The organism is Paenibacillus sp. FSL R5-0527 (genome assembly GCF_038008055.1).
GTDB lineage: Bacteria > Bacillota > Bacilli > Paenibacillales > Paenibacillaceae > Fontibacillus > Fontibacillus macerans.
This window is the reverse complement of sequence record NZ_JBBOYI010000001.1, coordinates 5,393,628-5,419,035: the sequence shown is the minus strand read 5'-3', so window position 1 is coordinate 5,419,035 and position 25,408 is coordinate 5,393,628. Positions and strand designations below refer to the sequence as shown.

The 25,408-nt window shown below is 46.7% G+C and carries 30 protein-coding genes, 1 tRNA gene and 1 pseudogene; 21 read left to right on the top strand and 11 right to left on the bottom strand.

The genetic code is table 11. The annotated features are described in order from the left end of the window. Positions 1 to 34 precede the first annotated feature (34 nt). Genes NYE69_RS24055 through NYE69_RS24045 form a run of 3 tightly spaced genes read right to left on the bottom strand, consistent with a single transcriptional unit; the run spans position 35 to position 3,620 of the window. Complete coding sequence (locus tag NYE69_RS24055) at positions 35 to 2,023, bottom strand: DUF3732 domain-containing protein (RefSeq protein WP_036621483.1); 1,989 nt, start codon at positions 2,021 to 2,023, stop codon at positions 35 to 37. A 2-nt stretch (positions 2,024 to 2,025) separates the two neighbouring features. After that, positions 2,026 to 2,508, bottom strand: a complete 483-nt coding sequence (locus tag NYE69_RS24050) for a three component ABC system middle component (RefSeq protein ID WP_036621485.1) — start codon at positions 2,506 to 2,508, stop codon at positions 2,026 to 2,028. Between the two features lie 2 nt (positions 2,509 to 2,510). Next, entirely contained in the window at positions 2,511 to 3,620 is a 1,110-nt protein-coding gene (locus tag NYE69_RS24045) for an ABC-three component system protein (RefSeq protein WP_036621488.1), read from the bottom strand. 311 nt (positions 3,621 to 3,931) lie between these two features. Here NYE69_RS24045 and radC point away from each other — a divergent pair, with 311 nt between their 5' ends. The 4 genes from radC (at position 3,932) to NYE69_RS24025 (ending at position 6,267) form a co-directional block, all read left to right on the top strand. Next, entirely contained in the window at positions 3,932 to 4,540 is a 609-nt protein-coding gene (gene radC, locus NYE69_RS24040; RefSeq protein ID WP_036621491.1) for a RadC family protein, read from the top strand. A gap of 160 nt (positions 4,541 to 4,700) precedes the next feature. Beyond that, positions 4,701 to 5,060, top strand: a complete 360-nt coding sequence (locus NYE69_RS24035) for a helix-turn-helix domain-containing protein (protein WP_051985372.1) — start codon at positions 4,701 to 4,703, stop codon at positions 5,058 to 5,060. Between the two features lie 208 nt (positions 5,061 to 5,268). Then, complete coding sequence (locus NYE69_RS24030; RefSeq protein WP_164815252.1) at positions 5,269 to 5,406, top strand: hypothetical protein; 138 nt, start codon at positions 5,269 to 5,271, stop codon at positions 5,404 to 5,406. A 39-nt stretch (positions 5,407 to 5,445) separates the two neighbouring features. After that, a complete protein-coding gene (locus NYE69_RS24025) occupies positions 5,446 to 6,267 on the top strand; it encodes a copper amine oxidase N-terminal domain-containing protein (RefSeq protein ID WP_051985373.1) in 822 nt (273 codons plus the stop codon). Positions 6,268 to 6,310: 43 nt separating this feature from the next. On the opposite strand, the gene NYE69_RS24020 is transcribed toward NYE69_RS24025, so the two are convergent. The 3 genes from NYE69_RS24020 to NYE69_RS24010 form a co-directional block, all read right to left on the bottom strand. Next, positions 6,311 to 6,976 carry a hypothetical protein gene (locus NYE69_RS24020; protein ID WP_036621493.1) on the bottom strand — a complete coding sequence of 222 codons (666 nt, stop codon included), beginning with the start codon at positions 6,974 to 6,976 and terminating at the stop codon, positions 6,311 to 6,313. 198 nt (positions 6,977 to 7,174) lie between these two features. Further along, positions 7,175 to 7,441, bottom strand: a complete 267-nt coding sequence (locus tag NYE69_RS24015; RefSeq protein ID WP_036621494.1) for a hypothetical protein — start codon at positions 7,439 to 7,441, stop codon at positions 7,175 to 7,177. A gap of 162 nt (positions 7,442 to 7,603) precedes the next feature. Then, positions 7,604 to 8,008 carry a hypothetical protein gene (locus NYE69_RS24010; RefSeq protein WP_127463441.1) on the bottom strand — a complete coding sequence of 135 codons (405 nt, stop codon included), beginning with the start codon at positions 8,006 to 8,008 and terminating at the stop codon, positions 7,604 to 7,606. Positions 8,009 to 8,256: 248 nt separating this feature from the next. Between NYE69_RS24010 and NYE69_RS24005 the strand changes: the two are divergent. The 3 genes and pseudogenes from NYE69_RS24005 to NYE69_RS23990 form a co-directional block, all read left to right on the top strand. Then, positions 8,257 to 8,337, top strand: a pseudogene (locus NYE69_RS24005) (Arm DNA-binding domain-containing protein); the annotation flags it as partial. Between the two features lie 15 nt (positions 8,338 to 8,352). Beyond that, a complete protein-coding gene (locus tag NYE69_RS24000; RefSeq protein ID WP_240534118.1) occupies positions 8,353 to 8,505 on the top strand; it encodes a hypothetical protein in 153 nt (50 codons plus the stop codon). A gap of 97 nt (positions 8,506 to 8,602) precedes the next feature. Further along, a complete protein-coding gene (locus NYE69_RS23990) occupies positions 8,603 to 9,367 on the top strand; it encodes a tyrosine-type recombinase/integrase (protein WP_240534223.1) in 765 nt (254 codons plus the stop codon). 147 nt (positions 9,368 to 9,514) lie between these two features. Here the strand turns inward: NYE69_RS23990 and NYE69_RS23985 are convergent. After that, positions 9,515 to 9,587, bottom strand: a tRNA-Val gene (locus NYE69_RS23985). A gap of 143 nt (positions 9,588 to 9,730) precedes the next feature. On the opposite strand from NYE69_RS23985, the gene NYE69_RS23980 reads away from it, so the two are divergent. The 3 genes from NYE69_RS23980 (at position 9,731) to NYE69_RS23970 (ending at position 10,823) form a co-directional block, all read left to right on the top strand. Continuing rightward, complete coding sequence (locus NYE69_RS23980) at positions 9,731 to 9,964, top strand: hypothetical protein (RefSeq protein ID WP_328270182.1); 234 nt, start codon at positions 9,731 to 9,733, stop codon at positions 9,962 to 9,964. A gap of 108 nt (positions 9,965 to 10,072) precedes the next feature. Then, positions 10,073 to 10,525, top strand: a complete 453-nt coding sequence (locus NYE69_RS23975; protein ID WP_328270181.1) for a GNAT family N-acetyltransferase — start codon at positions 10,073 to 10,075, stop codon at positions 10,523 to 10,525. Positions 10,526 to 10,583: 58 nt separating this feature from the next. Further along, positions 10,584 to 10,823: a DUF3892 domain-containing protein gene (locus tag NYE69_RS23970; RefSeq protein ID WP_340928183.1), complete on the top strand. Its 240-nt coding sequence runs from the start codon at positions 10,584 to 10,586 to the stop codon at positions 10,821 to 10,823. 72 nt (positions 10,824 to 10,895) lie between these two features. On the opposite strand, the gene NYE69_RS23965 is transcribed toward NYE69_RS23970, so the two are convergent. Next, the gene (locus NYE69_RS23965; RefSeq protein WP_326043712.1) at positions 10,896 to 11,633 is read right to left on the bottom strand and encodes an MBL fold metallo-hydrolase; all 738 of its coding nucleotides are present in this window, start codon (positions 11,631 to 11,633) and stop codon (positions 10,896 to 10,898) included. Positions 11,634 to 11,841: 208 nt separating this feature from the next. Between NYE69_RS23965 and NYE69_RS23960 the strand changes: the two genes are divergently transcribed. Together NYE69_RS23960 and NYE69_RS23955 are read left to right on the top strand one after the other, a co-directional pair. Then, entirely contained in the window at positions 11,842 to 12,396 is a 555-nt protein-coding gene (locus NYE69_RS23960) for a copper amine oxidase (protein WP_326043820.1), read from the top strand. Between the two features lie 122 nt (positions 12,397 to 12,518). Continuing rightward, positions 12,519 to 12,842 (top strand): DUF1292 domain-containing protein, encoded by a 324-nt coding sequence (locus tag NYE69_RS23955; protein ID WP_340928182.1) that lies wholly within the window; start codon positions 12,519 to 12,521, stop codon positions 12,840 to 12,842. A gap of 72 nt (positions 12,843 to 12,914) precedes the next feature. Here NYE69_RS23955 and NYE69_RS23950 read toward each other — a convergent pair whose 3' ends face one another. Further along, the gene (locus tag NYE69_RS23950; RefSeq protein WP_340928180.1) at positions 12,915 to 14,390 is read right to left on the bottom strand and encodes an aminotransferase class I/II-fold pyridoxal phosphate-dependent enzyme; all 1,476 of its coding nucleotides are present in this window, start codon (positions 14,388 to 14,390) and stop codon (positions 12,915 to 12,917) included. 187 nt (positions 14,391 to 14,577) lie between these two features. On the opposite strand from NYE69_RS23950, the gene NYE69_RS23945 reads away from it, so the two are divergent. Further along, positions 14,578 to 15,840 (top strand): MFS transporter, encoded by a 1,263-nt coding sequence (locus NYE69_RS23945; protein WP_340928179.1) that lies wholly within the window; start codon positions 14,578 to 14,580, stop codon positions 15,838 to 15,840. A 42-nt stretch (positions 15,841 to 15,882) separates the two neighbouring features. On the opposite strand, the gene NYE69_RS23940 is transcribed toward NYE69_RS23945, so the two are convergent. Beyond that, positions 15,883 to 16,506, bottom strand: coding sequence for a DUF1054 domain-containing protein (locus tag NYE69_RS23940; protein WP_328273202.1), 624 nt, complete (start codon positions 16,504 to 16,506; stop codon positions 15,883 to 15,885). 346 nt (positions 16,507 to 16,852) lie between these two features. Here NYE69_RS23940 and NYE69_RS23935 point away from each other — a divergent pair, with 346 nt between their 5' ends. The 6 genes from NYE69_RS23935 to ptsP all read left to right on the top strand — a co-directional run bounded on the left by NYE69_RS23935 (position 16,853) and on the right by ptsP (position 23,552). Then, positions 16,853 to 17,449, top strand: coding sequence for a hypothetical protein (locus NYE69_RS23935; RefSeq protein WP_036621512.1), 597 nt, complete (start codon positions 16,853 to 16,855; stop codon positions 17,447 to 17,449). 155 nt (positions 17,450 to 17,604) lie between these two features. Further along, positions 17,605 to 19,014, top strand: coding sequence for an NADP-dependent phosphogluconate dehydrogenase (gene gndA, locus NYE69_RS23930; protein ID WP_340928178.1), 1,410 nt, complete (start codon positions 17,605 to 17,607; stop codon positions 19,012 to 19,014). 158 nt (positions 19,015 to 19,172) lie between these two features. Beyond that, positions 19,173 to 19,685: a shikimate kinase gene (locus NYE69_RS23925; protein WP_340928177.1), complete on the top strand. Its 513-nt coding sequence runs from the start codon at positions 19,173 to 19,175 to the stop codon at positions 19,683 to 19,685. 28 nt (positions 19,686 to 19,713) lie between these two features. Continuing rightward, positions 19,714 to 21,006, top strand: a complete 1,293-nt coding sequence (gene aroA, locus NYE69_RS23920) for a 3-phosphoshikimate 1-carboxyvinyltransferase (RefSeq protein WP_340928176.1) — start codon at positions 19,714 to 19,716, stop codon at positions 21,004 to 21,006. 199 nt (positions 21,007 to 21,205) lie between these two features. Continuing rightward, positions 21,206 to 21,634 carry a CoA-binding protein gene (locus tag NYE69_RS23915; RefSeq protein WP_340928175.1) on the top strand — a complete coding sequence of 143 codons (429 nt, stop codon included), beginning with the start codon at positions 21,206 to 21,208 and terminating at the stop codon, positions 21,632 to 21,634. Positions 21,635 to 21,809: 175 nt separating this feature from the next. Then, complete coding sequence (gene ptsP / locus NYE69_RS23910) at positions 21,810 to 23,552, top strand: phosphoenolpyruvate--protein phosphotransferase (RefSeq protein ID WP_340928173.1); 1,743 nt, start codon at positions 21,810 to 21,812, stop codon at positions 23,550 to 23,552. A 180-nt stretch (positions 23,553 to 23,732) separates the two neighbouring features. Here the strand turns inward: ptsP and NYE69_RS23905 are convergent, their stop codons facing one another. Then, positions 23,733 to 24,275 carry a type 1 glutamine amidotransferase domain-containing protein gene (locus NYE69_RS23905; RefSeq protein WP_340930507.1) on the bottom strand — a complete coding sequence of 181 codons (543 nt, stop codon included), beginning with the start codon at positions 24,273 to 24,275 and terminating at the stop codon, positions 23,733 to 23,735. A gap of 223 nt (positions 24,276 to 24,498) precedes the next feature. On the opposite strand from NYE69_RS23905, the gene NYE69_RS23900 reads away from it, so the two are divergent. Both NYE69_RS23900 and ytxJ read left to right on the top strand, forming a co-directional pair. Further along, positions 24,499 to 24,933: a hypothetical protein gene (locus NYE69_RS23900; RefSeq protein WP_328269852.1), complete on the top strand. Its 435-nt coding sequence runs from the start codon at positions 24,499 to 24,501 to the stop codon at positions 24,931 to 24,933. A gap of 116 nt (positions 24,934 to 25,049) precedes the next feature. Next, positions 25,050 to 25,394 (top strand): bacillithiol system redox-active protein YtxJ, encoded by a 345-nt coding sequence (gene ytxJ, locus NYE69_RS23895; protein WP_328269853.1) that lies wholly within the window; start codon positions 25,050 to 25,052, stop codon positions 25,392 to 25,394. Positions 25,395 to 25,408: the final 14 nt, after the last annotated feature.

Below are 25,408 nucleotides of genomic sequence, written 5' to 3'. Positions count from 1 at the left end.
TAATCCTCTCATAAAAAAATTTAAATCTTAAGTTCTATAACCAATCTTTTGGAATCAATGCGTCGTTTTTACCTCTCCATCTTTCAACTACATGAACGTCTTGTTCAGTACCACTCCAAGTAATTTCATCAGCATGTTCGATAATAATTAGTTGTACAGAATGTTTTGTAATTCTCAAATTGTTTGAGAGGGCTGTGAAAATTTTTTGAACTCTAACGATATCTTCTTGCTTATAGTTAGGTGTTAAATCAGCTTCTTGTTCGCTTTGGTTTTGAATAATTTTTTCTGGGAAGTATACTTGGCTAGGCTGGTCGATTATTAGAAATTGCGGCACAGGGTTCCACTTCAAATCTACAAAATATTCATGCAAAGCCAGAAGAGTTGCAATATGATAGCCCATCCAGTTTGCTCCGCTACCAATTTCCCACAGGTAATCTTCTCTTTTTTCGGATATTTTTTTTAAGGTTAAATTTGTAATATCAAGTTCGATTGGCTGATCGGCATCCTCAACGCCCAAGAAATTTGCATATCTATTAATCGTTTTAGAAATTGTCTTTAAAGCTTGTTTTAATTTAGCTTCAATACTTTTTGGATCAATTTTACGTCTTAAGCTCAGAATTTGACCTTCTAACTCTTTTACTTTATTTTCTAAGTCACGATTCTCGTGTGTTAATTTATAGTCGTCTAGGGACTTTTCCAATCTCCCTATGAATCGAAATATTTCTTGCTCCGTCTGCCTAGATTTTCTCAATTCCTCTGATTCGATCTCTAATTCTAGTTTTTGTTTTCTTACATAATTTAGTGAACTTTCTAGTTCTTTGAGGCGGCTTCTAAGCTTAGTGATTTCTCTGTCTAACATTGCTGAGGACTTTTCAATGTTATTCGAAATTGAACTAATTTTTGATTGATGATTATAAAGTTGATGAATTTCATCATAAGCTTTACTATTTTCAGAACCACAAAATGGGCAAATTGTCTTAGGTTCTATCAAATTTATCAACCAATTAGAAGCCTGTAATCTTGCATGCTGATATTCAAGAGATTCTTGGTACAGCTTTTCAGATTCAAAAAGCCTTGTCATTTTATATAATCTTTGTCTTACTGTACCTATCTCACGAGATAAATTTAATTCTTGATTGAGTAAATTATTCAATTCTGCAATAGCAGCAGAAGTATCAATCTCACCATAAGAAAAATTCTTCAATTTTGTTAGATCTGGAATCTTTGCTAAGTGATCTATATAGGTTTGTGTTGACCAACCTAATTCTTCTGAATTTGAGTTCGTTATCAAACCGTATTCTTTAGCTTGGGTATAATAGCTTTTTACATTATAAAACCAATGTTGCGTAATTCTACGTAATTCATTTAGTTCATTACTATATTTATTATATTCTTTCTCTAGCTCTTTTAATTGCTGCCTTAAATACAGTATTTCTCTATCAATTGCTCCAACTACAAGGGGGAAGATGTTTTTTAATCTTTCTCTATTTTGATATGTATCAGCTTTATAGAAAAGAGTATATGGATTTGCAACGATATGTTGAGGCTGAAATTGAAAAGCTGAAAAGTCTCTAAAGCTAGCTCTTTTATTAGAAGAATCGCTGTCGTTATCATCAGAAAGTGTTAAATAGGGAAGAGAAGCTATTTCATTTAGCATATTTTTCAGAAATTCAACATTCCTCTCCGGTACTGGTAGAGGAATGTTCTTTATATCCGCATTTTCTTGAATGAAAATCTCACCACTTTGGATATTTACCCCGGGTTCCTTACGAGCGATTAATATCTTTTTCGAGTCAACAGCTACAACAATACCAAACCACTCTGTCTTTTCTCTTATAATTCCAACTGGAATGGCACATTTCGAACTGCCCAAACAGTAGTCAATAATAGGTATGATAGAAGACTTTCCTTTTTGACTATCACCGGTAATTACATTTATTTTTTCCAAATTGAATGTCAAGACTCTTTCCTTTTTACTTTTATCTTTAGGCCACAAAACAATGTGATTGATTTTAAAGTTCACATTTAAAACCTCACTTTTAGGAGTGTGCAGATTTCTTGAAAATCGATTGTTGCAAACCAGTAACCTAATCGTTCAGAAGCAGCGAAGATTTTTTTTATATCTTCACTTTCGTTAAATTTTGGGATTATAGTTCTTATTGGAACAAAGGAATAAGTTTCTGTATCGTACATAAGTAACTTACTTGAAATGCATGCATTAATTGATCTAAGAGTAAGTTTTGACATGTTTTCCATCCGTTCTTGTAATCCAATATAGGTGCTTTTATTATCATTCAGGACGGCAAAAAAACCTTTTTTGAAATTTCTTCTATAGGCAGAATTTACAAAAGATTCGTTAAATAGCAGAGGTAGTATAAGCATTAGAACTTGTAAGTCTATTCCTCTTTTCTCCTCATTAGTGGTGTAGTACTTTGCTGAAAATGACCAGATTACTAAAGAAGCTAATGCGACATTTTGAATTATGTCATATTCATCTAAATGATCCAATTTCATTCTCCTTGCATTAACAGAGTTTTATATTCAGGATGCCAGCCTAAAATCAACTTTTTACTGTTAGCAAGTCGATGGTAACTACCACGTGTCAAATAATATTGCTCAGTAGGCTGATTAGCTAAAGGCTCCCTGTGATTAAGCGTTTCTGAAAGGATATCAAATCCTATATCCTCGCCTAATTCTGTAATGTCACTACATGTTTTTAAAGATCTTTTGTATTTACGCTCAAATTGAGAAAAAATAATTTTCCATCTGTCAATTAAATTCTGGTCAAATCTCTCCAATTCTTCTTTGGTGATATCTCCCTCGATGCTAAATCGAGTTCTTTCATAACTGCAACGCAAGTAATCTTCTATCGAGGATATAAGGATGTCGTCATTTTTTTCTAAAGCCAATAAATAGAGTTGTCTGACGAATAGTTCATTGTACTGTGCTTCTTTATCCACCAAGGAGAGAGGTATAAGTGATTGGTCTGTTTCGTCAAAACGCTTAAGACTATATCTACTAAGTAATTTTTGATAATAATCTGTAAATTTGTCTCTTGATAACCATGCAGGCATACTATTTCGCCAACAATTCATAGCGGTGTTATGAACCCAACCTAATAAAGAATTATAAATTTCTTCAAAAGGTAAAATATCCGAGACATGTAACAAAGATTTGATTTCTTCCTTTAATTTGTTTCCATAACTATTATTGTTTGCGTCAGATAAAACAACCCTTTTTACAAATTTTTTAAGAGTTTCATTATCATATTGGCAAACTTCTTCAGCATATTTTCTAACTCCCTGAGGAACATTTTTTGCGAGAGCCTTTAATGCATTTACACAACTTTCACAATCTTTATCTGATTTTGCCTCAGCAATTGATATTACAATGCCATCCATTATTACTTTATTTGTAACTAAATGAAATTCTACATTATCTAAATCAAATTCAGGTTTGGCCGCCGCTCTTAGCCAAATACATAGAGTGTTCCATAAGTCTTTGCTATGATCACCGAAGGGGATATTATCAGAGATTGAATGTTTATCTTGTTCATAAACATTTGCCTCTCCTTCTTTAGCTATTCTGGCTACATCATCATCTGTTTCGATTCCAATCAATGCTCCAATTCTACTCTTCGCAAGCCAGTATAAAGCTCTTTCAGGTTGAAACAGATATCCAGATATGCTACCAGGAACTACATGTTTGTTAACGTGACTAGAAATAGCAAATCTCCCCTGTTCAAATAAAAATATTTAACGTTATGAGTAACACAAACATGAAAGGACTTTAAGAGACTAAATCAAATTACATAATTCGCCAAAAAGTTACCACTCCCTTCCAAACGTGTGTTCTATTTACGTGTAAATTCAAAGAAATGAAATCTATATTATATAATTGTCAAATAATTAAAATTGGAGGGGAAAGTCGAATGGAAATTGATAAAGTACAAGATTTGAAAAAAGTAGTGTCAGAATCATTAAGGGAAACAACTGATAGCTACTTGATTCAAGAGCTATTTCATCGGTTTCCTACAACTACAGAGTTAATGAATGCTTCAGAAGAAGAATTAATTTCGATAAAGGGGATTGGAAAAGGAAAAGCGGGGCAAATACTGGCTATGCTAAAACTTTCAAAAGTCTTAGCATATCCTGAACAGAAGCAGATTGTTATTCGCAGTCCTCAAAATGTATTTGCCCTCCTTGAGCCAGAACTCCGTTTCGAGCAAAAAGAACTCTTCATATGTCTCTTCCTTAACAGCAAAAATCACCTTATTTTTAAAGAAATCATCTCCATTGGCTCACTGAACGCATCTATTGTCCATCCAAGAGAAGTATTCCATGCAGCAATCAGACGTTGCAGTGCTTCGCTTATATGTGCTCATAACCATCCTAGCGGCGACCCGGAACCATCCCATGAAGATATTGCTGTAACAAAGAGGCTGAAGGCAGCGGGAGAGATCATCGGTATTGATGTTCTGGATCACGTCTTCATTGGTAACAATCAGTTCTACAGTCTAAAGGAACACGGCCATTTCTAAATAGCCTCTCGTACTTCAGCCTTCAAATTCCACCATACTTTTATCCACACTTTAACCACGCTCTGTATCAATTCCTTACTATATCCATGTAAATCAATACTATATCCTGTTGAGCCTCTTTCCTAAAAATTCTATCGTTTTGAATAGGGGTGAGGGGACAATGAGCAACATTGAATCTATTGGGGAAAATATCAGACTCGTACGAATTAAAAGGGGTCTAAGTCAGGAACAATTGGCTTTAAATGCTGGGGTAAATACATCATATATAGGACAAATCGAGAGGGGAGAAAAGAACCCGACGATTAAGACACTAGAAAAAATTGCTTCGGCATTAAGCATCGAAATAATCGACTTATTGTATCCTTCTTATCCTCCAAAACAGGGCGTGGAACCATTCTGTAAATACATTATGACTGAACTGACCCTCGAAAAGATTAAGCAATGCTTTTTGGAAGTATTAGTTGATACAAAAATAATATCGGAGCAATCCAATTTATTGAAGTTTGAAGATGGGAGGTGACAACATGTCTCAAAAGCTGATGGAGTCCACTTGCAGGGCTTCAATAGCTGGAAGTGGAGCGCTCACAGGAGCAGCACTTGGCGCTGGTTTAGGGACGATAGCTTGCCCGGGTATTGGGACGAGTATAGGTTATTTGATAGGAGTTGGGGTGGGGGGGGCTTGGAAGTATAAAGCTCACCCAAAAATGGTTTAGAAAGGGGAGATGCTCATGAATGAAAAATGGGAGCAAGTATTATCGTCAGCTAAAGAAGCAGTAAAACTTACTTTAGAAAATGGTTTTGATGTTTTTAAAACAGCCAAGGAATTAAATGATTCCTATGAGAAATCGGATTCAAAGAACAAGTAATTTTTCTAATAAATTGATAAAGGAGAGCGAAAATATTACATGTTGAAGAAACTTATTATCCTTAGTGCATCTATACTTATATCATCCAGCTTGATCGGGCAGAATTTTATATCTGCTGCTGAAGCTCCAAATAAAAGAATCATTCTTAAAGTTAACGATACCGGTATGTTTATCGATGATGCTCAATTTACGACATTTATTGATCCGGTAACTTATGCTGCGCCAATAGTTGTTAACAACAGAGTTTTGTTACCTATAAGTAACATCATTAAAGAGTTTGGTGGAACATCGGATTGGGAACCTACTCAAAAAAAGATAACCATTAATCTAAACATGAATAAAGTTATTCTTACTCTCGACAGCAGGAAGGCGTATGTCAATGGAAAACAAATTGATCTAGATGTTGCCCCAACCACAATATCCGGCAGAACAATGGTCCCATTAAGATTCGTTAGCGACCACTTAGGTTTGCAGCTTGTCTGGGATCAAAAAAATCAAATTATTGCACTTTATCAAGGTGATTTTGACAATATACTTACAGACTATAGCGGTTATTTCCTTCCGATCGCCTCAGAGGATACAAGTAGTGACTCTTCTCATGATAACAGCAACCAAAATACCACCAGCGATAAACCTATTTCAAAAGAAGGCGTAGCCATCAAGGTGGGAGATCGCGTCCAATTTAGCTTCTTTTATGGCGAAGTAACTAAGATTAACGGTGGTAGAGTTCTTGTCTATTGGGACAGTAAGGATAACCTTTGGCTCAAAGATGAAGATGCCGATTACATGGCTATGTTAGCAGGTATCAAGTACAAATCAAGCAGTTGGATTGATGCAAGTGATTTGACAGTTCAACAATAATTTAAGACTAGTCCTAGCCCCCATTTATTGCGGGGGCTAGGAACTAAATAACATCGGCTTCATGTGAACCTTTAGTGATGGATTGTCGTAAACTAATGTCTATTTCATGTATAAGGTTGGGGAGTCGATCAATCTTCCACCATGCCGGAATTGTGACAGGGTTTATGCCCATTTTTTTTATTTGTTTAACTGCTTCATTAAATTTCTTGATTTCTCCATCGTATTCTTCCCTTGCTTTCCAAATTGATCTCTTCTGATTGATCAGTTCTATTACCTCAATCATATTCTCACGATATTTTCGCTTATAGTCAGAGTTACTTATCAATTCTCTAGCTTCTTTTAAGGTAAAGTAATCCTCGTATCCAACCGTTTTCCTGTAATACGACAATAATACCTTCTCGGATAAATCTTGGTCCGAAAAATCTTCCAAAGTCTTTCCAGAAATCTGATAGTATTGTTTTAGGTTGTTCATTTTCCTCTTTTTACATTGCACTTCTAATCGAATGATATCTTTAGCATCCTGTCCTTTTGGAAATTCATCACCGAATACCTTGTTCATCTGAAACTGCTTGTTATAAAAATGAACAACTACCGATTTACTTTGTATACGGAATGCATTCTTATAAGGCTCTTTGCGTTTTGTACGCAGGTTTGCCTCAAGACACACTTCAAATTTTTTTGGCTTGTCGGCACGGCGAATTAGCTCCATATATACGGCGTCCGAATATTAATGCAGTAGTCGATACGATCAACTTTATACTTTGAAATATCATTAAATATAAATGAACTATAGTAGCTAATTAACTGCTGTTTATATGCAAGTCGAACTGGCTCAAATAGTTTACGAAATGCGGCTGAAATCAAATTGTAATCACTGTGTTTGCTGACCTCCAAATATTGATCATTGTCAATCAGTTCTAGGATTCAACCTAATTTCAAGTGCTTTGTAAATATATTTTTGATTATTGCTTTGGTATTGCCTATCTATCAAGTAGATTAAAAGTCCATTATCTTTGAAAAGCTCGAAAGTTGTCCATGATATATGGTTCCATTTTTGTGGGTAATACTTGGCCTTCAATCTTTCTGAACATTGCTGTAGAGCCTTAAATAAAGCTTCTTCAGTATAGAAATTAATCGGAATTGACAACATTACAGTATGATACCCTATTTTCACGCAAACACATCCTTTTCTGAATGTGTTTGCGCACTTTTAATTTGTTACAAATAGAGTCAACACTACAAAATTACTGACGATAGACGTAACAGACATATATAAAATCTTTGAGATAATATATATATAAATATATATATATATATATAACGGTTAAGCTTTATTTCACTTTTGGGCTAAAAACTCATCAAACCTTGCTTTGTTTATCATAAATACCCGCTTTCTTAATGGTGGTGTCCTTCGATCAGCTCGCATTAAGCGAGATTTTGGTCTTTTTTCATTGCTTTCAAAGATCCCTGCTTCAACCATGTAATGATCCAAATCTTTTTCTGCGGTTAACAACTTAATCCCATTACGAATAAAATAAGCACGAATCCACTTCCACGTATTAGAGTAAGGAAGATAGTAGTAACTATCATCTTCCCAACCGAAATTGTCAGTTTCGTCTGAAGGACTTTCTGTTAATGGAAACAGCTTTATCTCAGAAATGTACAGCTTTTGAGCTTTTAAAAATTCCTGAGCATCGAAGTCCTTCTGGACATTAGGTTCTTGTTCAGTCACCTTGTTCAAGAGGGAGTTCATTTCTCGACTATTTTTAGTACTAGATATATACTCTAATGCATCTTCATCTTCAAGCCACTCATCATTGAAAAAAAACTTCTTAGCTTTTGTTCTTATAATGCGCGATGATAACTTTATTGCAATTCTAAGATATCTATATTGATCCTACTTATACACTAAAAAATCACGATCAATAAATGTTGTGGTCAGCCAGTTTCCTTTTTCTATTGATTCGTCACTTAGATTCAATGTAATACATTTGTACTTTTCATACCTTTGGTACCAATGACAACGGTAAACCGAAGCAATATAAAAAGCGGGGCTTCAAAACCAAACAGGAAGCTCTAAAAGCAATGAATGAACTCGAACATGCTCTGTCTGCCGGAACCTATATAAAGCCCCACAAAATGACCTATCGGCAATACATGCTTGAACAGTGGCTTGAGGATAAACAAACTAGGGTAAAGCAGCAAACCATCGGAACATATCGTTGGTTGGTTGGTTGAGCTACATATTTTACCAACACTAGGGCATGTAGAACTTACCCAGCTTACTCCAATGATGATTCAGCAACTTTACAACCGCCTTACCAAGGAGAAGTCGTTGTCCGATGAAAACATTCAAAAAGTCCATACGCTAATAAATGATTCGCTTAAAAAAGCTGAACGTTGGGGACTGATCCAGAAGAATCCCGCTTCGCTGGTTGATCGGCCTAAGGCGGTAAAAAAAGAAATAAAAGTTTGGAATCTGGAGCAAGTTAAGCTGTTCCTTAAGAACGCTGATTTAAATGCTCGGTATTTTATAGCCCCGCTTCTGGGATTAACCACTGGAATGCGAGTAGGTGAGATATTAGGTTTGCGTTGGAAAGATGTAGACCTTGAACGGGGATTTATTCGTGTAACTCAAACCTTGAGCAGTGATGGAAAAGAACTTATGCCTTACACCAAAACTGCCTCAGGAATGAGAACAATCGACTTGCCCCCTGAGACGATCTCATATTTGGAAATGCATAAGAAGCGAATTGATAAGGAACGTAAGTCACCGTTGTATCATGATTTGGATTTGGTCGTTTGTACGGAATTCGGCACTCCGACAAACAAAAGCAATATCAGGAGATTTTTCAATGCTCAGATCAACAAGCTGGGACTCCCCAAAATCCGATTCCATGACACGAGACATACTCACGCTACACTACTTCTAATTCAAGGCGTAAATCCGAAGATTGTAAGTGAACGTTTGGGCCATGCAGACGTCAGAATAAGCCTCGATACTTATTCCCACCTACTTCCGAGTATGCAGAAAGAAACCGCGATTATGTTAGGAAAAATGCTATTTGAGGAAGAAAAGGAGGAGGTTATTTTGAACTAGTCAGAGGCTTGAAAATCACGATGAAATGACCAAAACAACACCTTCTTGACCAAAACTTGACCATTTGAATCAAAATGGTTTATTTGTCATGCATAAAAAAGTAGCTAGAAAGCAAAGAACCCTTACTCTGTAAGGGTCCTTTCTCAATGATCTGCAGTGGGCTCGAACCACTGACCCCCACCCTGTCAAGATGGTGCTCTCCCAGCTGAGCTAGCAGATCAGAATATTGTGAAGACAAAATTTATAATAACAGGCGGAGACGACTCTGTCAAATACTTTTTTTTGCGTATATCCGGAGCGGGATGAGACAACAATGGAATATGCCAGTTATGGCAAGGTTAATACCAGGAAGGGATGTTTCATATGCAGCGTAACTTCAATGCGTCCCCGGCGGGACAGGGGCGGAACAAATACGCCGGCTGGGCCGCCGTTTTGGCTGCGGCCGTTCTGCTTGCGCTGGTCAGCGCCTGCAGCCTGGCACCGGACCGGGCGACGATGAAAAAGCAGGCGGATGGATGGCCGTGGCCATTTGGCGTATCTGTTTCGAACGATGTGTACTCACCAACGATCGCGGAAGATGTGTACTCCAAGGAGTAGGTTTCGGGGAGTATCCGTAGGTTCAACTATACATGGAAACTATTTTTTTGTATAATAATGCAGTTTAAAATTATAGATATACGAGCAAACCTTGGGAGGGGAAGCCTGGTGTCAGCCGCTACGATTATACACGCCAAAACAGAGGAACAATTGCAGAAATGCCTGGATATCCGCAAGGAAGTATTTGTGGAGGAGCAAAAGGTGCCGATCGATTTGGAAATAGACGAATACGACAAAATCGGCCCGGATGTCCATCATGTGCTGATCGAGTTGAACGGCGAATACGCCGCCACAGGACGGCTTACTTATTATAAAGACAATTCGGCGAAAATGCAGCGGATTGCCGTGCGCAAGCCTTTTCGCTCGCAAGGCGTCGGAAAAATACTGCTGATCGCTCTGGAAGAGCTGGCACGCGAGCTTGGCCTGGAGAAATCGGTGCTCGATGCGCAGTGTCAGGCCGAGGGCTTCTACGCGAAGCTGGGTTATGAGACGATTTCGGCCGAGCCGTTCGACGACGCGGGCATCCCGCATGTGCGTATGGTCAAACCGTTAAAGTCATAGTTTTCGGGTTATGGGGCAATCTATAATCATACTCTTGATAAGGAGATGTGATCGTAAGATGGCCCTGGATACCAGAGAAACGTTTATCGCAGTCCGCAAAAACGGCGACGGCGACTTGCGGGAGTTTAAAACGTCGAGCGGGCGGGTGCTCAATTACGAGCAGGCGCTTGAGGAAGTTAAAGCCGGCGCCATCGCCGGCGTCAACGTCTTTAAAGGCCGGGACGGCGAAATGTATATTCGCGGCGACGCCGACGGAGATCCATCGAACAACCTGGACAACCTGCCGAGCTTCGAATAGGAAACCCGCGTCGTCCTTGTCCTTTATGCGAAACAACCTCCGGCTTTACGGCCGAAGGTTGTTTTTTGCCTTCTATAGCGTATAAATTTCGTGCTGGCGCAGAAACTCCATCTCCCCGGTTTTCCCGATAAAAGACTCCATCTCGTCCCCGTAATGCATCAGCAAAATTTTGCTTTGAATCTCCGGGGGCAAGGAGAGCAGTTCCTGAAGCGTGGTATGTACTTCGCCAGGGCCGGTAAGCTGGACTTCGTGTAAAATTTTTCGGCAGTTTCTTTCCGTTACGAGCCGGGTCAACAGCTCCGGCTGGAATGTTTTATCCGCACTGTAAAAAACCTCGCCGTTAAAATAAAGCGAATAACTTGCTTTACCCGGAATATGCGGCGTTTGGATAATTTCAACGGAAATCCCCTGCGACAACCGTTCGGTTTTTCCTTCCGCGAGTAGCCGGACGTCAAAGATATCCTCAAGCGAGCCAATCACCCCATCCTGACTCATTCCGCCCTTTAACGTATTTTCCCATAACGGTTGGGCCAACTTGTCGGCAATGTAGAGAACCGGCTTCTTCCCGGAGCCGTATTTCATACGAAAGGCGAATTCTTCGAGGCCTCCGACATGGTCGCCGTGGATATGCGTGATCAGAATAGCGTCGATTTGATCCAACGGTTTGCCAAGCGCATGCAGCGCAAGCGGCGCGGTAATGCCGCAATCGATCAACAGCGTAAAGTCCTCCGCATACAAGAGGCCGTTATTGTTAAAGTACTTTTTGGCGAATGCCCCGCCTGTGCCAAGCATTTGCAGACGAAGTGTCATAAATATCCTCCTTGTGAAAGTTGCATTCTTTCCTTTAATGTACTCCAATTCCCATTCAAACGAAAGCCCCCGGCTCCGGAGCGAAGCAAAGCAAGCGGACAAGACGGAAAAAATATCCGGCTTTTACCGGTAATACCGCAACTTGCCCGTACAGGCGGAGTATAAATTTATATCAACATGAATCAAATGGAGGTTCATACCAATGAATTTGAAATGGAGAAGAATTGCTTTCCTTGTCATAGCTTTCTCTTTAATGGGGGGTTCCATGTTATTTGCCGATGCGGCCACCCAAAAGGTGAAACTGCTGCTGAACGGCCGTGAAATGGAAGACGGCGGATATGTTATCGACGGGAAAACCTATGTCCCTTTACGGAGTCTCGATGGATTGGTGGATTATAATGAAGAAACGAAAACGGTCAATTACTATAAACCGAACGTTCATATGTCTTTGTCTAGGGAGGACGGAGTGTTCGGGGATATCAAAAAGACGGGCAAGCTTAAATTTTTCGTATTTTCGCAAATCGATAATTTGAAGACTAACATTTCAGCGGTTCGCGTCTCGATTACGGCGCCCGACGGAACCTCGAAGGAAATCCAGACCGATGAAATCAAGGATCAGAAGGATAATTTCTGGTTCCGCACCAAAGACTACACGTACGATTTCAAAGCAACCGGGCGGTATACGGTCGGATTTTATATGAAACCGTCCGGCGGAACGGATTTTGTGCTGGTATCGGAGAAAGGTATCAATGTCCTGGAATAGGTGCAAAATAATCTACACAGCGGGGCTGGGAAAATTGACCTGTCCATCCGAAAATGTTACGATACGGGGGGATAAGGCAACACTATTTAAAACCATTAAAACCATTAAAGCGAGGTAATTTAATGAGCGACCACAATCACGAACACGGCGAAGCGTGCGGATGCGGGCATGACCATGACCACGATCATGAGCACGAAGAGTTTGTGTTGACGCTGACGGACGAACAAGGCAACGACGTAGAAATGGTGCTCGTCGAAACGTTCGACGTAGGCGAAAAAGTGTACGCACTTCTGTTGGAGCGAAGCAATCCGGAAGCGGACGGCATCATTCTCCGCATGGAAGAAGAAAACGAAGAGATGGTGCTTTACAATATCGAAGACGAAGCAGAATGGAAGCAAGTGGAGGAAGCATACAACGAACTTGTCTCCCAGCTTGATGAAGTTTAATAACGCCTCGGCGGCAATAATCAAAAGCTCCCCGATTTTTCGGGGAGCTTTTGATTTGCATAAGTTTAGGCTTTAGAAGATCGGGTCTGCCTCTACGATGACCTTTACATTTTCGATCTTCCGGTCTTCCGGCCCTTTCACCGGCAAACCGACCTCCACATGGTCGACGATATAGTCGATATTATCCTGGGAAATGACTTCGCCGGGGAGCAAAATCGGAATCCCTGGCGGATATACGTAAATAAACTCGGCAATGATCCGGCCCGCCGACTCCTTGAACGGAATCACTTCGGTATCGGCGTAAAAGGCGTCCCGCGGAATCAAGGAGAGCTGCGGGATTTCCGGTACTTTGACGATCAACTCGTTGGCATTGCCTTCTTTGTAGTAAATGCCGGACAGTTCGCGCAGCGCCTTCAGCAATATGTCGGCGGTTTCCCGCGTATCCCCCGGCGTAATCAGACAGAGGATATTGTACATATCGCTGAGCTCAACCTCGATATTGTAATGCTCACGCAGCCAATTTTCCGTTTCGTAGCCGGTGATGCCCAAATGGCGGACATGGATCGTAAGCTTGGTCGGATCATGGTCATAGGCCGCTTCGCTGCCCAAAATTTCCCGTCCAAAGCAGTACAGCCCCTCGATTTTGTTGATTTCTTCCCGGACGTACTGCGCCAGCTCCATCGATTGTTCGGCCAACTCTCGGCCGTGCAGCGCGAGATTTCTGCGGGCGGTATCGAGGGAAGCCAGCAGCAAATAGGAAGTCGACGTCGTCGTCAGCATACTGATGATCGTTTGCACGCGCTGCGGATTTACATAACCGTTTTTCGTGTTGACGTTTAGAATCGAACTCTGCGTCATGGAACCCCCAAGCTTGTGAACGCTCGTCGCCGCCATATCCGCGCCGGCCTGCATGGCCGACATCGGCAGCTGCTCGTGAAAATGGATGTGCACGCCGTGCGCTTCGTCCACAAGCACGGGAACATGAAAGCTGTGGGCAAGGTCAACGATTTCCTTCAGGTTGGCGCATACCCCGAAATACGTCGGATTAATGACCACAACCGCTTTGGCGTCGGGATGGCGCTGCAAAGCGCGGCGCACCGAGGACGTCGTAATGCCGTGATCGATGCCGAGATTAAAGTCCTGGGCCGGCGACACGAAAACCGGCTTGGCTCCGGCGAAAATAATCGCCGACATGACCGATTTGTGAATGTTTCTTGGAACGATAATTTTATCGCCCGGCGAACAAACGGATAATATCATGGTCATGATGGCCCCGCTTGTGCCTTGAACGGAAAAAAACGTATGGTCCGCGCCAAACGCGTCGGCGGCGAGCTTTTGCGCTTCCTCGATCACGCCGGTCGGCTGATGGAGATCGTCCAGCGGGGCGATGTTGATCAAATCGATGGACAAGGCGTTATCGCCGATGAATTCGCGGAATTCTTTATCGGTGCCGAGCCCCTTTTTGTGCCCGGGAATGTGAAATTGAACGGGATTGCCGGCCGCGTGTTTTTTGAGTGCGGTAAAAAGCGGCGTGCTTTGATGATCCATATGGGCCATCCCTGCCTTTCATCGTTAAAATATAAACAAGCTTGAGTATAACAAAAACGGTTCGGAATGCAAGCGAACATTGGCGAGGGAAAGAAAAATGCGTTTGCAGCGGGTAAGAACGCTCCCCAAAGGGACAAACTAAAACGGAAAAATCATATTTGGAGTGATAGCGGAGGGGAGATTGGCCATGGAATTAACTTCAAGAATCGCGCGCAAAAAACTGCTTAATCCTACGTTCGCTTGCCTTTGGGTCATTATGTTTTTGGTCGAATTCGTAAAGGGAGCGCTCATCGTTGCGGTACTGCCCGTTTATATGGGGGACGTGCTAAAGCTGAGCGCCTTTGCAATCGGTTTGTCTTTTTCGCTCCAATATATCGGAGATAATTTGTTCCGCAGCCCGTCAGGCTGGCTGATCGAGAGGATCGGCTTTCGCCTGACGATGACGCTGGGGCTTTGTATTACGCTCGGAGCGGTGGCGATGATCGCCTTTCTGAAGACGATGGGATTTCTCGTGCTTGGCTGCGCCTTGCTGGGAATCGGTACGGCGCCGCTGTGGCCGTGCGTCCTAATGGGAATTACGGCGGTGGCGGAAGAAAACAAAAATTTCGCCACGGCGATGGGGGTCATGCAAATTTCCAGCCTCGGCGGAACCGGATTGGGACCGGTGCTGATCAATTTTCTCGTAGACGGCACTTACCGTCCCGTGTTTTGGCTCCTATTGGCCTGCGTTGGGCTGGTGGTGATCGTATCGCTGTTTCTTCCCGGCAAAACCGGCGGCAGGCCCGGGGCCAAGCGGGGGGAAGCCGATCCCGAAACCTTGGGCAAGGCGCTGCGGCAGGGGGGAATATGGCGCCATATCCGCGCCACGCTCCGCGAGATCAGAGAAAATTTGCACGTCAGTCCGCTGCTCTATCCGGCGCTGTTTCTGCAGTCTTTTGCCGTGGGGCTGCTGACGCCCGTCATTACGCTTTATGTCCGGTCCGAGCTCGGTTTGCCGCCGGAAACGTTCAGCTTCATGCTGGTGATCGGCGGAGGCATCACGGTGGCGGGGCTCATCCCGATCGGGAAGCTGGTGGACCGCTTCGGGACACACTGGTTTTTGCACGTCGGGTTCGCGCTAGCGGCCGTATCGATCGGCATTTTCGCGGTAACGAGCTCCGTATCCCTGGTATGGCTGCTCGTCATGTTGATTGGGGTGAGCTACGCCTTCATTCTTCCGACCTGGGATACAATGCTCTCGCATTTGCTGCCGGAAGGGGAGAAAGGCACGGTGTGGGGGCTGTTTCTGACGATACAGGGCACGGGAATGGTGGTAGGGCCTATCGTATCGGGCAAAATGTGGGATGTTTTGGGGCCTTCCGCTCCGTTTCTGGCCAGTTCGGCGGTGATGGCCTTGCTGTTTTTTCTGCATCTCGGAATTGCGGGAAAGACCAAAAGCCTTCGGGGTTAATCCCGAAGGCTGGCCGCGCCACGGCCTCTCGCCCGTAACACTTTAAAATGCGCTTTTGTAGAGGGGGAGCAGGGTCTGGAACGTCTCCTCGATCGTTTGCATCAGCTTGCTCCCATCCCCAAGCAGAGGGTTGTCCTGTTCCAGGCGCAGTCCGCACATGATCTCGGCTTTTTTCACCTTTTTCAGCTGTTCGGCCCATTGCTTCAGCAGCTTGCTGTCCGCCTCCTGATGCGGCGTGCCGCCGGGATCCATATGATCGAGCGACCAATAGAAGCCGCCCGGAACTGTTTTTTTCACCTTTGCCGCATGCTTGTCCAAATAATTAGCGAATACCAGCTTGTTCGGACTTTCGTAGATGACGGCAAAAATGATGAACAAGTGAGTGGGGAACAGGCCTACTTGAAAATGGGGCAGCGCTTTATAGCCGCGTTTGCTCGCGGCCCAGGCCACCCATGTATCGTTTGGCGGATTGACCGTGCGCCGGGCGTGTTTGGCGACATGCGGGTACATCTCTTCTCCGCAAAGCGCGGACAAGTATGGCGCCAGCTCGGTCCCGAGCGTCTCCAGCTTCGGTCTGATCCGGCTAATAATCGCTTCCATCCGGCCCTCGAGTCCCGGAACGGTCAACGCTTCAAAATCCTCCTGCGCAAAACCGGGAAATGTCATATGCTTAATACCTCCAGCCTCATCAATCGGAAATGCATTATGGTGTTATTTGCCTGCCATCAGTATAACATACCGCCCCCAAGGATGCGTCAACCGTGGCCCGAAACGGGTAAAAATAATCAATAAACCAAGTTCCTTAACATAAGATGGAGTATAAGATAAGGTAAGCCGCTGCGAGTCTGTTCGAAACGCAAAAAACTAAGTCAATGCTTCCGTAGCGAGTTTTTGTTCGAAGTGCAGCTAAGATGCAACGCTCACAAAAACTTAGCTTATGCTTTCGAAGTAGTTTTTGTACGAAGCGCAACCAAAGATGTAACGCTCACAAAAACTTTTAGGAGGGAGTGCCGTGAATAAAAGCTATGAGGTTGAGTATTGTAATCTGGAACTCCGATTTGACCGCCGGCACATTCAACAATTGATCCGCGATTTGATCCAAGACGGGTATTCTTTATATTGGAGCGAAAACGAATCCGTATTCATTATTTCCGTCCGCACCGGACGCAAGCTGACGAAGCTGAAGTTTCAACGTCTCGCCAAAGGATACAAGCTGGCCGGCGATTACGTAATCCGCGACGCCAAGCTGGCCGAATGGCTGGAGAAACTGATCGGGGAGCTGCGCGGTCACGCGGTGGTCAAACGGTTCAAGGACAGGCAAATTGTGATCGAAAATATTTTGTTCGGCGAAGTCATCCGTCTGGTCGAAATATCCGGGATGGAGCACAAGGTCATTTTTCAGAAAGGCCCGACGCTAAACACGGAGCAGCTTGCCGAAATGTTCGCTTCGGACAAAGCGGAACGGCAGCTTGCCGACTTGGAGCGGGAGCTGGACGACGAGCTCGGCAGGCTGTTTGAAGCGCTGCAAAGCGGCGACGAAGCGGCCTCGGAAGCCTGCAAGGAAAAACTCCGCAAGCTTCGCCTGGAACTGATCCGCCTGGAATGGTAACGATCCGCTTGGCGCAAAATAGACTATATTTTTCCGGTTCCCCCAAGCGATTGTCGGGGGATGTTTTTTGAAGGCAGAGCAGGGTTCACTTCTGTACACAAAACTGTTAAAATGATATTATTGAACAAAAATATAGTGTGCAAAGGATGGAGACCATGTCAAAACAACAAATCGGCGTTATCGGCCTTGCCGTCATGGGCAAAAACTTGGCCCTGAATATTGAGAGCCGGGGCTTCAGCGTCTCGGTGTTCAACCGTTCCCCGGAAAAAACGCATGACCTTCTGGCAAACGAAGGCAAAGGCAAAAACCTTGTCGGCACGTTTTCCGTCGAGGAGTTCGTCAACTCGCTGGAAACTCCGCGCAAAATTTTGATTATGGTACAAGCCGGCCCGGCTACGGACGCGACGATTGAACAACTGCTTCCTTACCTGGATCAAGGCGATATCATCATCGACGGGGGCAACGCCCACTTCCCGGACACGCAGCGCCGCAGCAAAGAGCTTGAGGCCAAAGGCTTCCGCTTTATCGGCACCGGGGTATCCGGCGGCGAAGAAGGCGCGCTGAAAGGCCCTTCCATCATGCCGGGCGGGCAAGAAGACGCCTACAAGCTGGTTGAACCGATTTTAACGGCCATTTCCGCCAAAGTGAATGGTGATCCTTGCTGTACATATATCGGTCCGGACGGCGCGGGGCACTATGTCAAAATGGTGCACAACGGCATTGAGTACGGCGACATGCAGCTGATCGGCGAAGCTTATCATTTGCTGAAGGATGTACTCGGCGTTGACGCCAAGGAATTGCACGAAATTTTCAGCGAATGGAACAAAGGAGAGCTCGACAGCTACTTGATCGAAATTACCGCCGACATCTTCTCCCAATATGACGAAGAAACCGGCAAACCGATGGTGGACGTCATTCTCGACGCCGCCGGGCAAAAAGGAACCGGCAAATGGACAAGCCAAAGCGCGCTGGATCTCGGCGTGCCGCTGTCGATGATTACGGAATCCGTATTCTCCCGCTTCCTGTCGGCGATGAAGGAAGAGCGCGTGGCGGCCAGCAAAATTTTGAACGGCCCGGCCAAAAAGCCGTTTGCCGGCGACAAACAAGAATTCATCGAAAACGTCCGCAAAGCGCTGTTCGCCAGCAAAATCGTCTCTTACGCTCAAGGTTTTGCCCAAATGCGCGCCGCTTCCGACGAATACGGCTGGAATTTGAAATACGGCAACATCGCGATGATTTTCCGCGGCGGCTGCATTATCCGTTCCCAGTTCCTGCACAACATCAAAGAAGCTTACGACCGCGATCCCGCGCTCAAAAATCTGCTGCTTGACCCGTACTTCAAAAACGTGGTCGAAAGCTATCAGGACGCATGGCGCAAAGTCATTGCCGCTGCCGTAGAGAACGGAATTCCGGTTCCGGGCTTCGCCAGCGCCTTGTCCTACTACGACAGCTACCGCACGGAGCGTCTGCCGGCGAACCTGCTGCAGGCGCAGCGCGATTACTTTGGCGCGCATACGTTCAAACGGGTCGACAAGGAAGGCGTCTTCCACCATCAATGGTTCTAAGAAGGACGTAAAGTGGATAGAATGATACGCCCGGCCGCCGGAGAGACGCCTGTCTCTTCGGCGGCTTTTTTGCACCCGGAGGAAATGCTGCGGAGCAAGTATTGAAAATATGCCGGCCTGTGTTATGATATGGGAAAGTTGCAAGTAGGTGAAAAAACATGCGTACTGCCAAAAATAATATCGTGCTGATCGGCATGATGGGCACGGGCAAATCGACCGTCGGGGCATTGCTGGCGGCCGAAGCCGGCCTCCGTCTTGTCGATCTCGATCAGATGATCGTTATGGAAACCGGGCGGTCGATCCCGGAAATTTTTGCCGAGAAAGGCGAAACGTTCTTTAGAGACACGGAATCGCGGCTTCTCGGTCGAGTTCTTGCGGACGACGGCATCGTCCTGGCGACCGGCGGCGGCGTCGTGCTGCGGCAGGGCAACTGCCGGGCGATGCTGGAGAACGGGCTGGTTATCGCTTTGAAAGCTTCGGCGGACGACATCATCGCCCGCGTCGGCGAGGACGAAAACCGCCCCTTGCTGGCCGGCGGCGCCAAAGAACGGATAATCGCGCTGCTGGAGGAACGGAAAAACGCCTACGATTTCGCGCATCATACCGTGGATACAACGGGGAAAAACGCAGAGCAGGTGGCGCTTGAGATTTTAACGCGTTGCCGCGGTTAACGATCAACAACGAAAAGGGGAATGAAACATGGACGTAATCGTAAGGCCTACGCCTGAGCTGACTGGAGAAATTGGAGCCCTGTCTTCCAAAAACTATACGACCCGGTATTTGCTCGTCGCCGCTTTGGCGGAGGGCACAAGTACCGTATATTATCCCGCACACAGCGAAGACAGCGATGCGATGCGCCGCTGCATCGCCGATTTGGGCGCGGTGCTGGACGAGGACGAGGAAAAAATCGTCATCACCGGCTTCGGCCGCCGGCCGAAGGACGTCAAAGAGCTGAACGTCGGCAACGCCGGAGCGGTGCTCCGCTTCCTGATGGCGATCGCCTCGCTGTGTCCGGATGTGACGTTCGTTAATACGTACCCCGATTCGCTGGGCAAACGCCCGCACGACGACCTGATCAAAGCGCTTGGCCAGCTTGGGGTAGAGGTCGAACACAACGAGGGCCGGCTGCCGATCCGCATCCGCGGCGGAGCGCCCAAAGGCGGGAAAATCCGCGTGTCCGGCGCGGTCAGCTCGCAATATTTGAGCGCCCTGCTGTTTTTGACCCCGCTGCTGGACGAGGACAGCGAAATCGAAGTGCTGGACGATCTCAAATCGAAGGTAGTTGTCGGGCAAACGCTGGAGGTGCTGGAGCAGGCGGGCATCGTCATCCATGCGAGCGGCGATTACATGCATTTCCGTGTCCCGGGACGGCAAAGCTACCAGGCGAAAACCTACACGGTGCAAGGCGATTACCCCGGATCGGCGGCGATTTTGGCGGCGGCCGCGATCACGAAATCGGACGTGAAGGTGCACCGGCTGGCCGAGCGCAGCAAGCAGGGGGAAAGAGCCATCGTCGACGTGCTGCAGATGATGGACGTGCCGCTCACCCATAGCGACGGCACCGTGCACGTGCGCGGCAACGGCCGGCTGCGCCCGGTCGAATTCGACGGCGACGCCGCCACCGACGCGGTGCTGGCCATGGTCGCGGCCGCGGTATTCGCCGACGGCACCTCGCGTTTTTATAATGTGGAAAATCTGCGTTACAAAGAGTGCGACCGCATTACGGACTTTTTGCAAGAGCTGAAAAAAGCGGGGGCCAACGTGGAGGAACGCCAGGCGGAAATCATCGTGCACGGCCGTCCTGCCGGGCTTGAAGGCGGCGTGGAGATCAACGCGCATTACGATCACCGGGTGATTATGGCGCTCACGGTCGTAGGTCTGCGCTGCCGGCAGCCGCTTGTCATTAAGGATGCGCATCATGTGGCCAAATCGTATCCGCAGTTTTTCGACCATATTGGCTCGCTTGGCGCATCCGTGGAACGGGTAGAATAAACTTATAGAGTCAGCTTTTGATCACGAAGCAGGTCAAGAAGCGGAATCGACGTCGAATCTTGAATTCAGCCGGGCCTTCCGGTGCTCACGTACCCAAAACGTACGCTCCGCTCCTCAGTCCCTAGCTTCATCCAACCTTCTCGGTGCTGAAAACCTGACTTTTTGATCACGAACAAATTTGAAAGGGAGGAAGCTAAAAATGCCATTTGGAAACCCAAGCCGTGAAGAGATCAAGCAAATATTGCTGAACGCCGGCAACATCGCCGTTGTCGGCCTGTCGGATAAGCCCGACCGGACCTCCTACATGGTCGCGCAGGCCCTGCAAAGCAACGGCTACCGCATCATCCCGGTAAATCCAACCGTAAGCGGAGAAATCCTCGGCGAAAAGGTGTACGCTTCCCTGGCGGACATTCCCGAACCGGTCGATATCGTCAACGTCTTCCGCCGCAGCGAACTGACGCCTCCGGTCGCGGAGGAAGCGGTGAAGATCGGGGCGCGCGTACTGTGGCTGCAGCTCGGAATTTTCAATGAGGAAGCGTACGAAATCGCCGCAAAAGGCGGACTTACGGTCATTATGGACCGCTGCATCAAGGTGGAGGACAGCATTTTGATCGGAAAACGAAGCTGAACAGTTTTTTTGCCGGAGGCCCGTCTGCAAAGAGGGGCCCTTTTGGACTGTGGCTTTTTCCTTTGACAAATTTATCGGGCTGGGCTTACCATAATGGAATAGAGAGAGGGTATCCTATAAAGGAACCGCGGTTTCGAAAACCGGAACTTCAAAGCAGGACATAGGGGGTCACTACATGATACAGGGGATCGGAGCAGCAGCGGGAGTCGCTATCGGCAAAGCTTTTGTGCTGCCCGCCTGGGAATGGGATGTGCCGGATCGGCGGATGGATAAGGTGGATCTCGCCATGGAATTCGAGCGTTTGTACGAAGGCATACGGACGTCCAAAACCGAAATCGAGGGTCTGAAGAACGAAATTAAGGAAACGGTCGGCGCGGAGGAATCGGGGATTTTCGATGCCCATCTGGCCATTCTGGAAGATCCTGTTTTTATGAGCGAAATCCGGGGGATTATCGAAAGGCAATACAAGGCGGCGGAGGTGGCCGTCAAGGAAGCGATCGATCATTTCGTCACGATGTTTGATCTGCTGGACGATGAGTATATGAAAGAAAGAGCACTCGACATCAAGGACGTCGGCAACCGGCTGCTTAAGCATCTGCTCGGAACGCCGGACATTACGCTGCCCGCGGATACGCAGCCGTATATTCTGGTGGCCAAGGAGCTGTCCCCGTCCCAGCTGGTGCACCTCAACCCGGACAATGTGCTGGGGATGGTGACGATGGCCGGCGGCAAAACGTCCCATTCCGCCATTATGGCCCGGGCTCTGGGCATCCCGCTTGTATCCGGACTTGAGCATAAACTGGCGGAACCGGTGCAGACGGGCGATCTGCTGGTCATTGACGGCGACGAGGGGCGGGTATATCTTAATCCCGGTCCGGACATCGTCAAGCGCTACACCGAGATCGCCGAGAAGCAGCGCCGCCGGAAGGAACAGCTGCAGCTGCTGGCGGCGGTGGAAGCGGTAACGAAGGACGGTGTCCGCCTGCGTCTGGCGGGGAATATCAGCTCGGTCAAAGATTTGGAGCTGGCGGTGAAATACGGGGCCGAAGGCGTAGGTTTGTTCCGTACGGAGTTTTTGTACATGGACCGGGCCTCGTTCCCGGGGGAAGACGAGCAATTTGAAGTATACCGGCAGGTGGCGGAGAAAGCCGGCGCGCATTCCGTGGTAATCCGGACGCTGGATATCGGCGGCGACAAACAGCTCGAATATTTCGAACTGCCGGAAGAAGACAATCCGGTGCTCGGGTATCGGGCGATCCGCATCAGCCTTGACAGCAAGGAGCTGTTCCAAACCCAACTGACCGCGATTTTGCGCGCCAGCGCTTACGGCAACGTGAAAATCCTGTACCCGATGATCTCCTCCCTGGAGGAAATTCGGGCCGCCAACCGGATTTTGGAGGAGGCCAAACAGGATTTGCGCACCCGCGGCCTTAGATTTGATCCCGGCGTTCAGGTCGGTATCATGATCGAGGTTCCGGCGGCGGCGGCCATCGCCGATCTGCTGGCCCAGGAAGCGGACTTTTTCAGCATCGGCACCAATGATCTGGTCCAATACGTCCTGGCCGTGGACCGGATGAACGAGAAAATCGCGCACATGTATCACCCGTATCACCCTGCCGTTCTCCGCATGCTGAAGCAAACCGTTCAAGCCGCGAAGGAGGCGGGGATTCCGGTAAGCGTCTGCGGCGAAATGGCCGGGGACGAGAAGGCGGTCCCGCTGTGGCTCCATCTGGGGGTCAGCGATTTGAGCATGTCGCCGCAGTCGCTGCTCCGGGTAAAACACCGCATTTTGAATAGTTATGCAGGGGAAAGCCGGGAGGCTGGCGCTGCCTGCTACCGCTTGCCGACCAGCGACCAGATCGAAGCGGAACTCGTCCGTTTCGGTTGCCAGCTGGAGCAGGAACGGCTTGGCAAATAAGCTTTTAAGCGCAAAAAGACCAGTAAAGCGCCCCCGCGCTTTACTGGTCTTTCTTTAGTAAGTCGGTTTTTCATTGGATATATCCAATAGAATTGGAAAAATACAGCGGTTGAGAGTTCAGATTAACGTGCGATTTTCATCAATCTATTGGATTTTTCGGAATCTAAAGTGTTCATCACTTCAGTTTCCGGCTGTGGCCGCCGCGGCCAGCGCATCAACGTAAGCTTTCCCGTATTCCGGCAAATCCGGCGGACGGCGGGCGGAAATAATATGTCCGTCGACGACGACCGGTTCATCTTTCCAGACGGCTCCGGCGTTCTCCATATCGTCGCGGATCCCCGGGGTGGAGGTCACGGTCACGCCCTTTAAAATTCCGGCGGAGACAAGCACCCAGCCGGCGTGGCAGATCTGGCCGATCGGCTTTTTCGCGTCATTCATCTCGCGGACGATCTGCAGCACTTTCCCGTACCGGCGCAGCTTGTCCGGAGCCCAACCTCCGGGAACGAGAATGCCGTCGTACCGGCTGGAATCGATTTCCTCATAGGAAAGTTCGGCTTCGGCGGGGACGCCGTACTTCCCTATGTATTTTTTGCCTTTCTCCGCACCGGCAAGATGGACTTCCGCACCTTCCTCGCGAACGCGATAGACCGGGTACCAGAGCTCCAGATCCTCAAATTCTTCGTCTACCAAAGCAATAATCTTTTTACCAGTAAGTCTCAAAATCATCTCCTCCTATCATTTGGCGCCCTTGACGAAATTCCCATTCAATATTTTAATTGTATCAAAAATGATAAGTATTTTCATGCCCAGAGGCTCCAAAACACTTTCCATGGATGGTAAATATAAGTATGTTCTGCTAATGGAAGGAGATACCTCGGGAAGGTCGAATATATATATTATTCATCGCGGCAACTAAAATGTAGTAGATTAAGATGAGGTGGGTACCGTGCGAAAGCACTGTCATTGCGGGCAAATGATGAATCTAGGTTTCAGACTGGTTATTTTTGAAGGAATCTATGAAATCAACCGGGTTCCGATTTATGAATGCGAAGATTGCAGTTATTACGAAGTGCTGCCGGAAGTGAAAACGGATTTAACCGACATGCTGGCCAAGCTTAAGCGGGAGCGGGCGGAAGAGCGGATCGATTTTACCGAGCGGAATGAACTGGCCGATCTGATTTTCGGAATATACCGCCAGTGGAACCGGATGGAGACATCTTCATTTGAAGCCCTGCTCGAGCGGCAATGCGAGGAGAGGATCAACCTTCTGCTGGATTTATTCGGCTGTGCAAAAAATCTGGGCGATACGGCGTGGATGGACGATATTTCCCAACGTTTGGCGCAATTGTCCAAATTTATAAAAAATCGTCAGCTTTCTTAAGCAAAGTTTTGACATTTTCACGTTTTTTTCATTTCAGGTTGTATTTTTATTTCCCTTTTTGATAATATATCAAAAGAACCTGTGCTGAGTGTTATTGAAAAGGGGTTGGAACGATCATGTCCAAGTGGATCAGAATAACTTCGCCCGAGCAGCTCCATGAGGCGCTTGAGGCTTCGGCAAGCGGGCCGCTTCTTCTCTTCAAACATAGTACACGCTGTCCCATCAGCGCCGGCGCGCTCCGGGAAGCGGAAGCCTATTTGAACGGCAATCCGCGCGAAGATGTTACATACGGGCTGATATATGTCATTGAAGATCGGGCTGTGTCGAATGAGGCCGCCGAGCGGCTGGGCGTCAAACACGAATCCCCACAGGCTATATTGGTAAAGGACGGACAAGCCGTCTGGCACACTTCCCATTCAAGCATTACACAGGCGGCGCTGCAGGGAATTCTGAAAGTCTGAAGCGTTGTCATTGC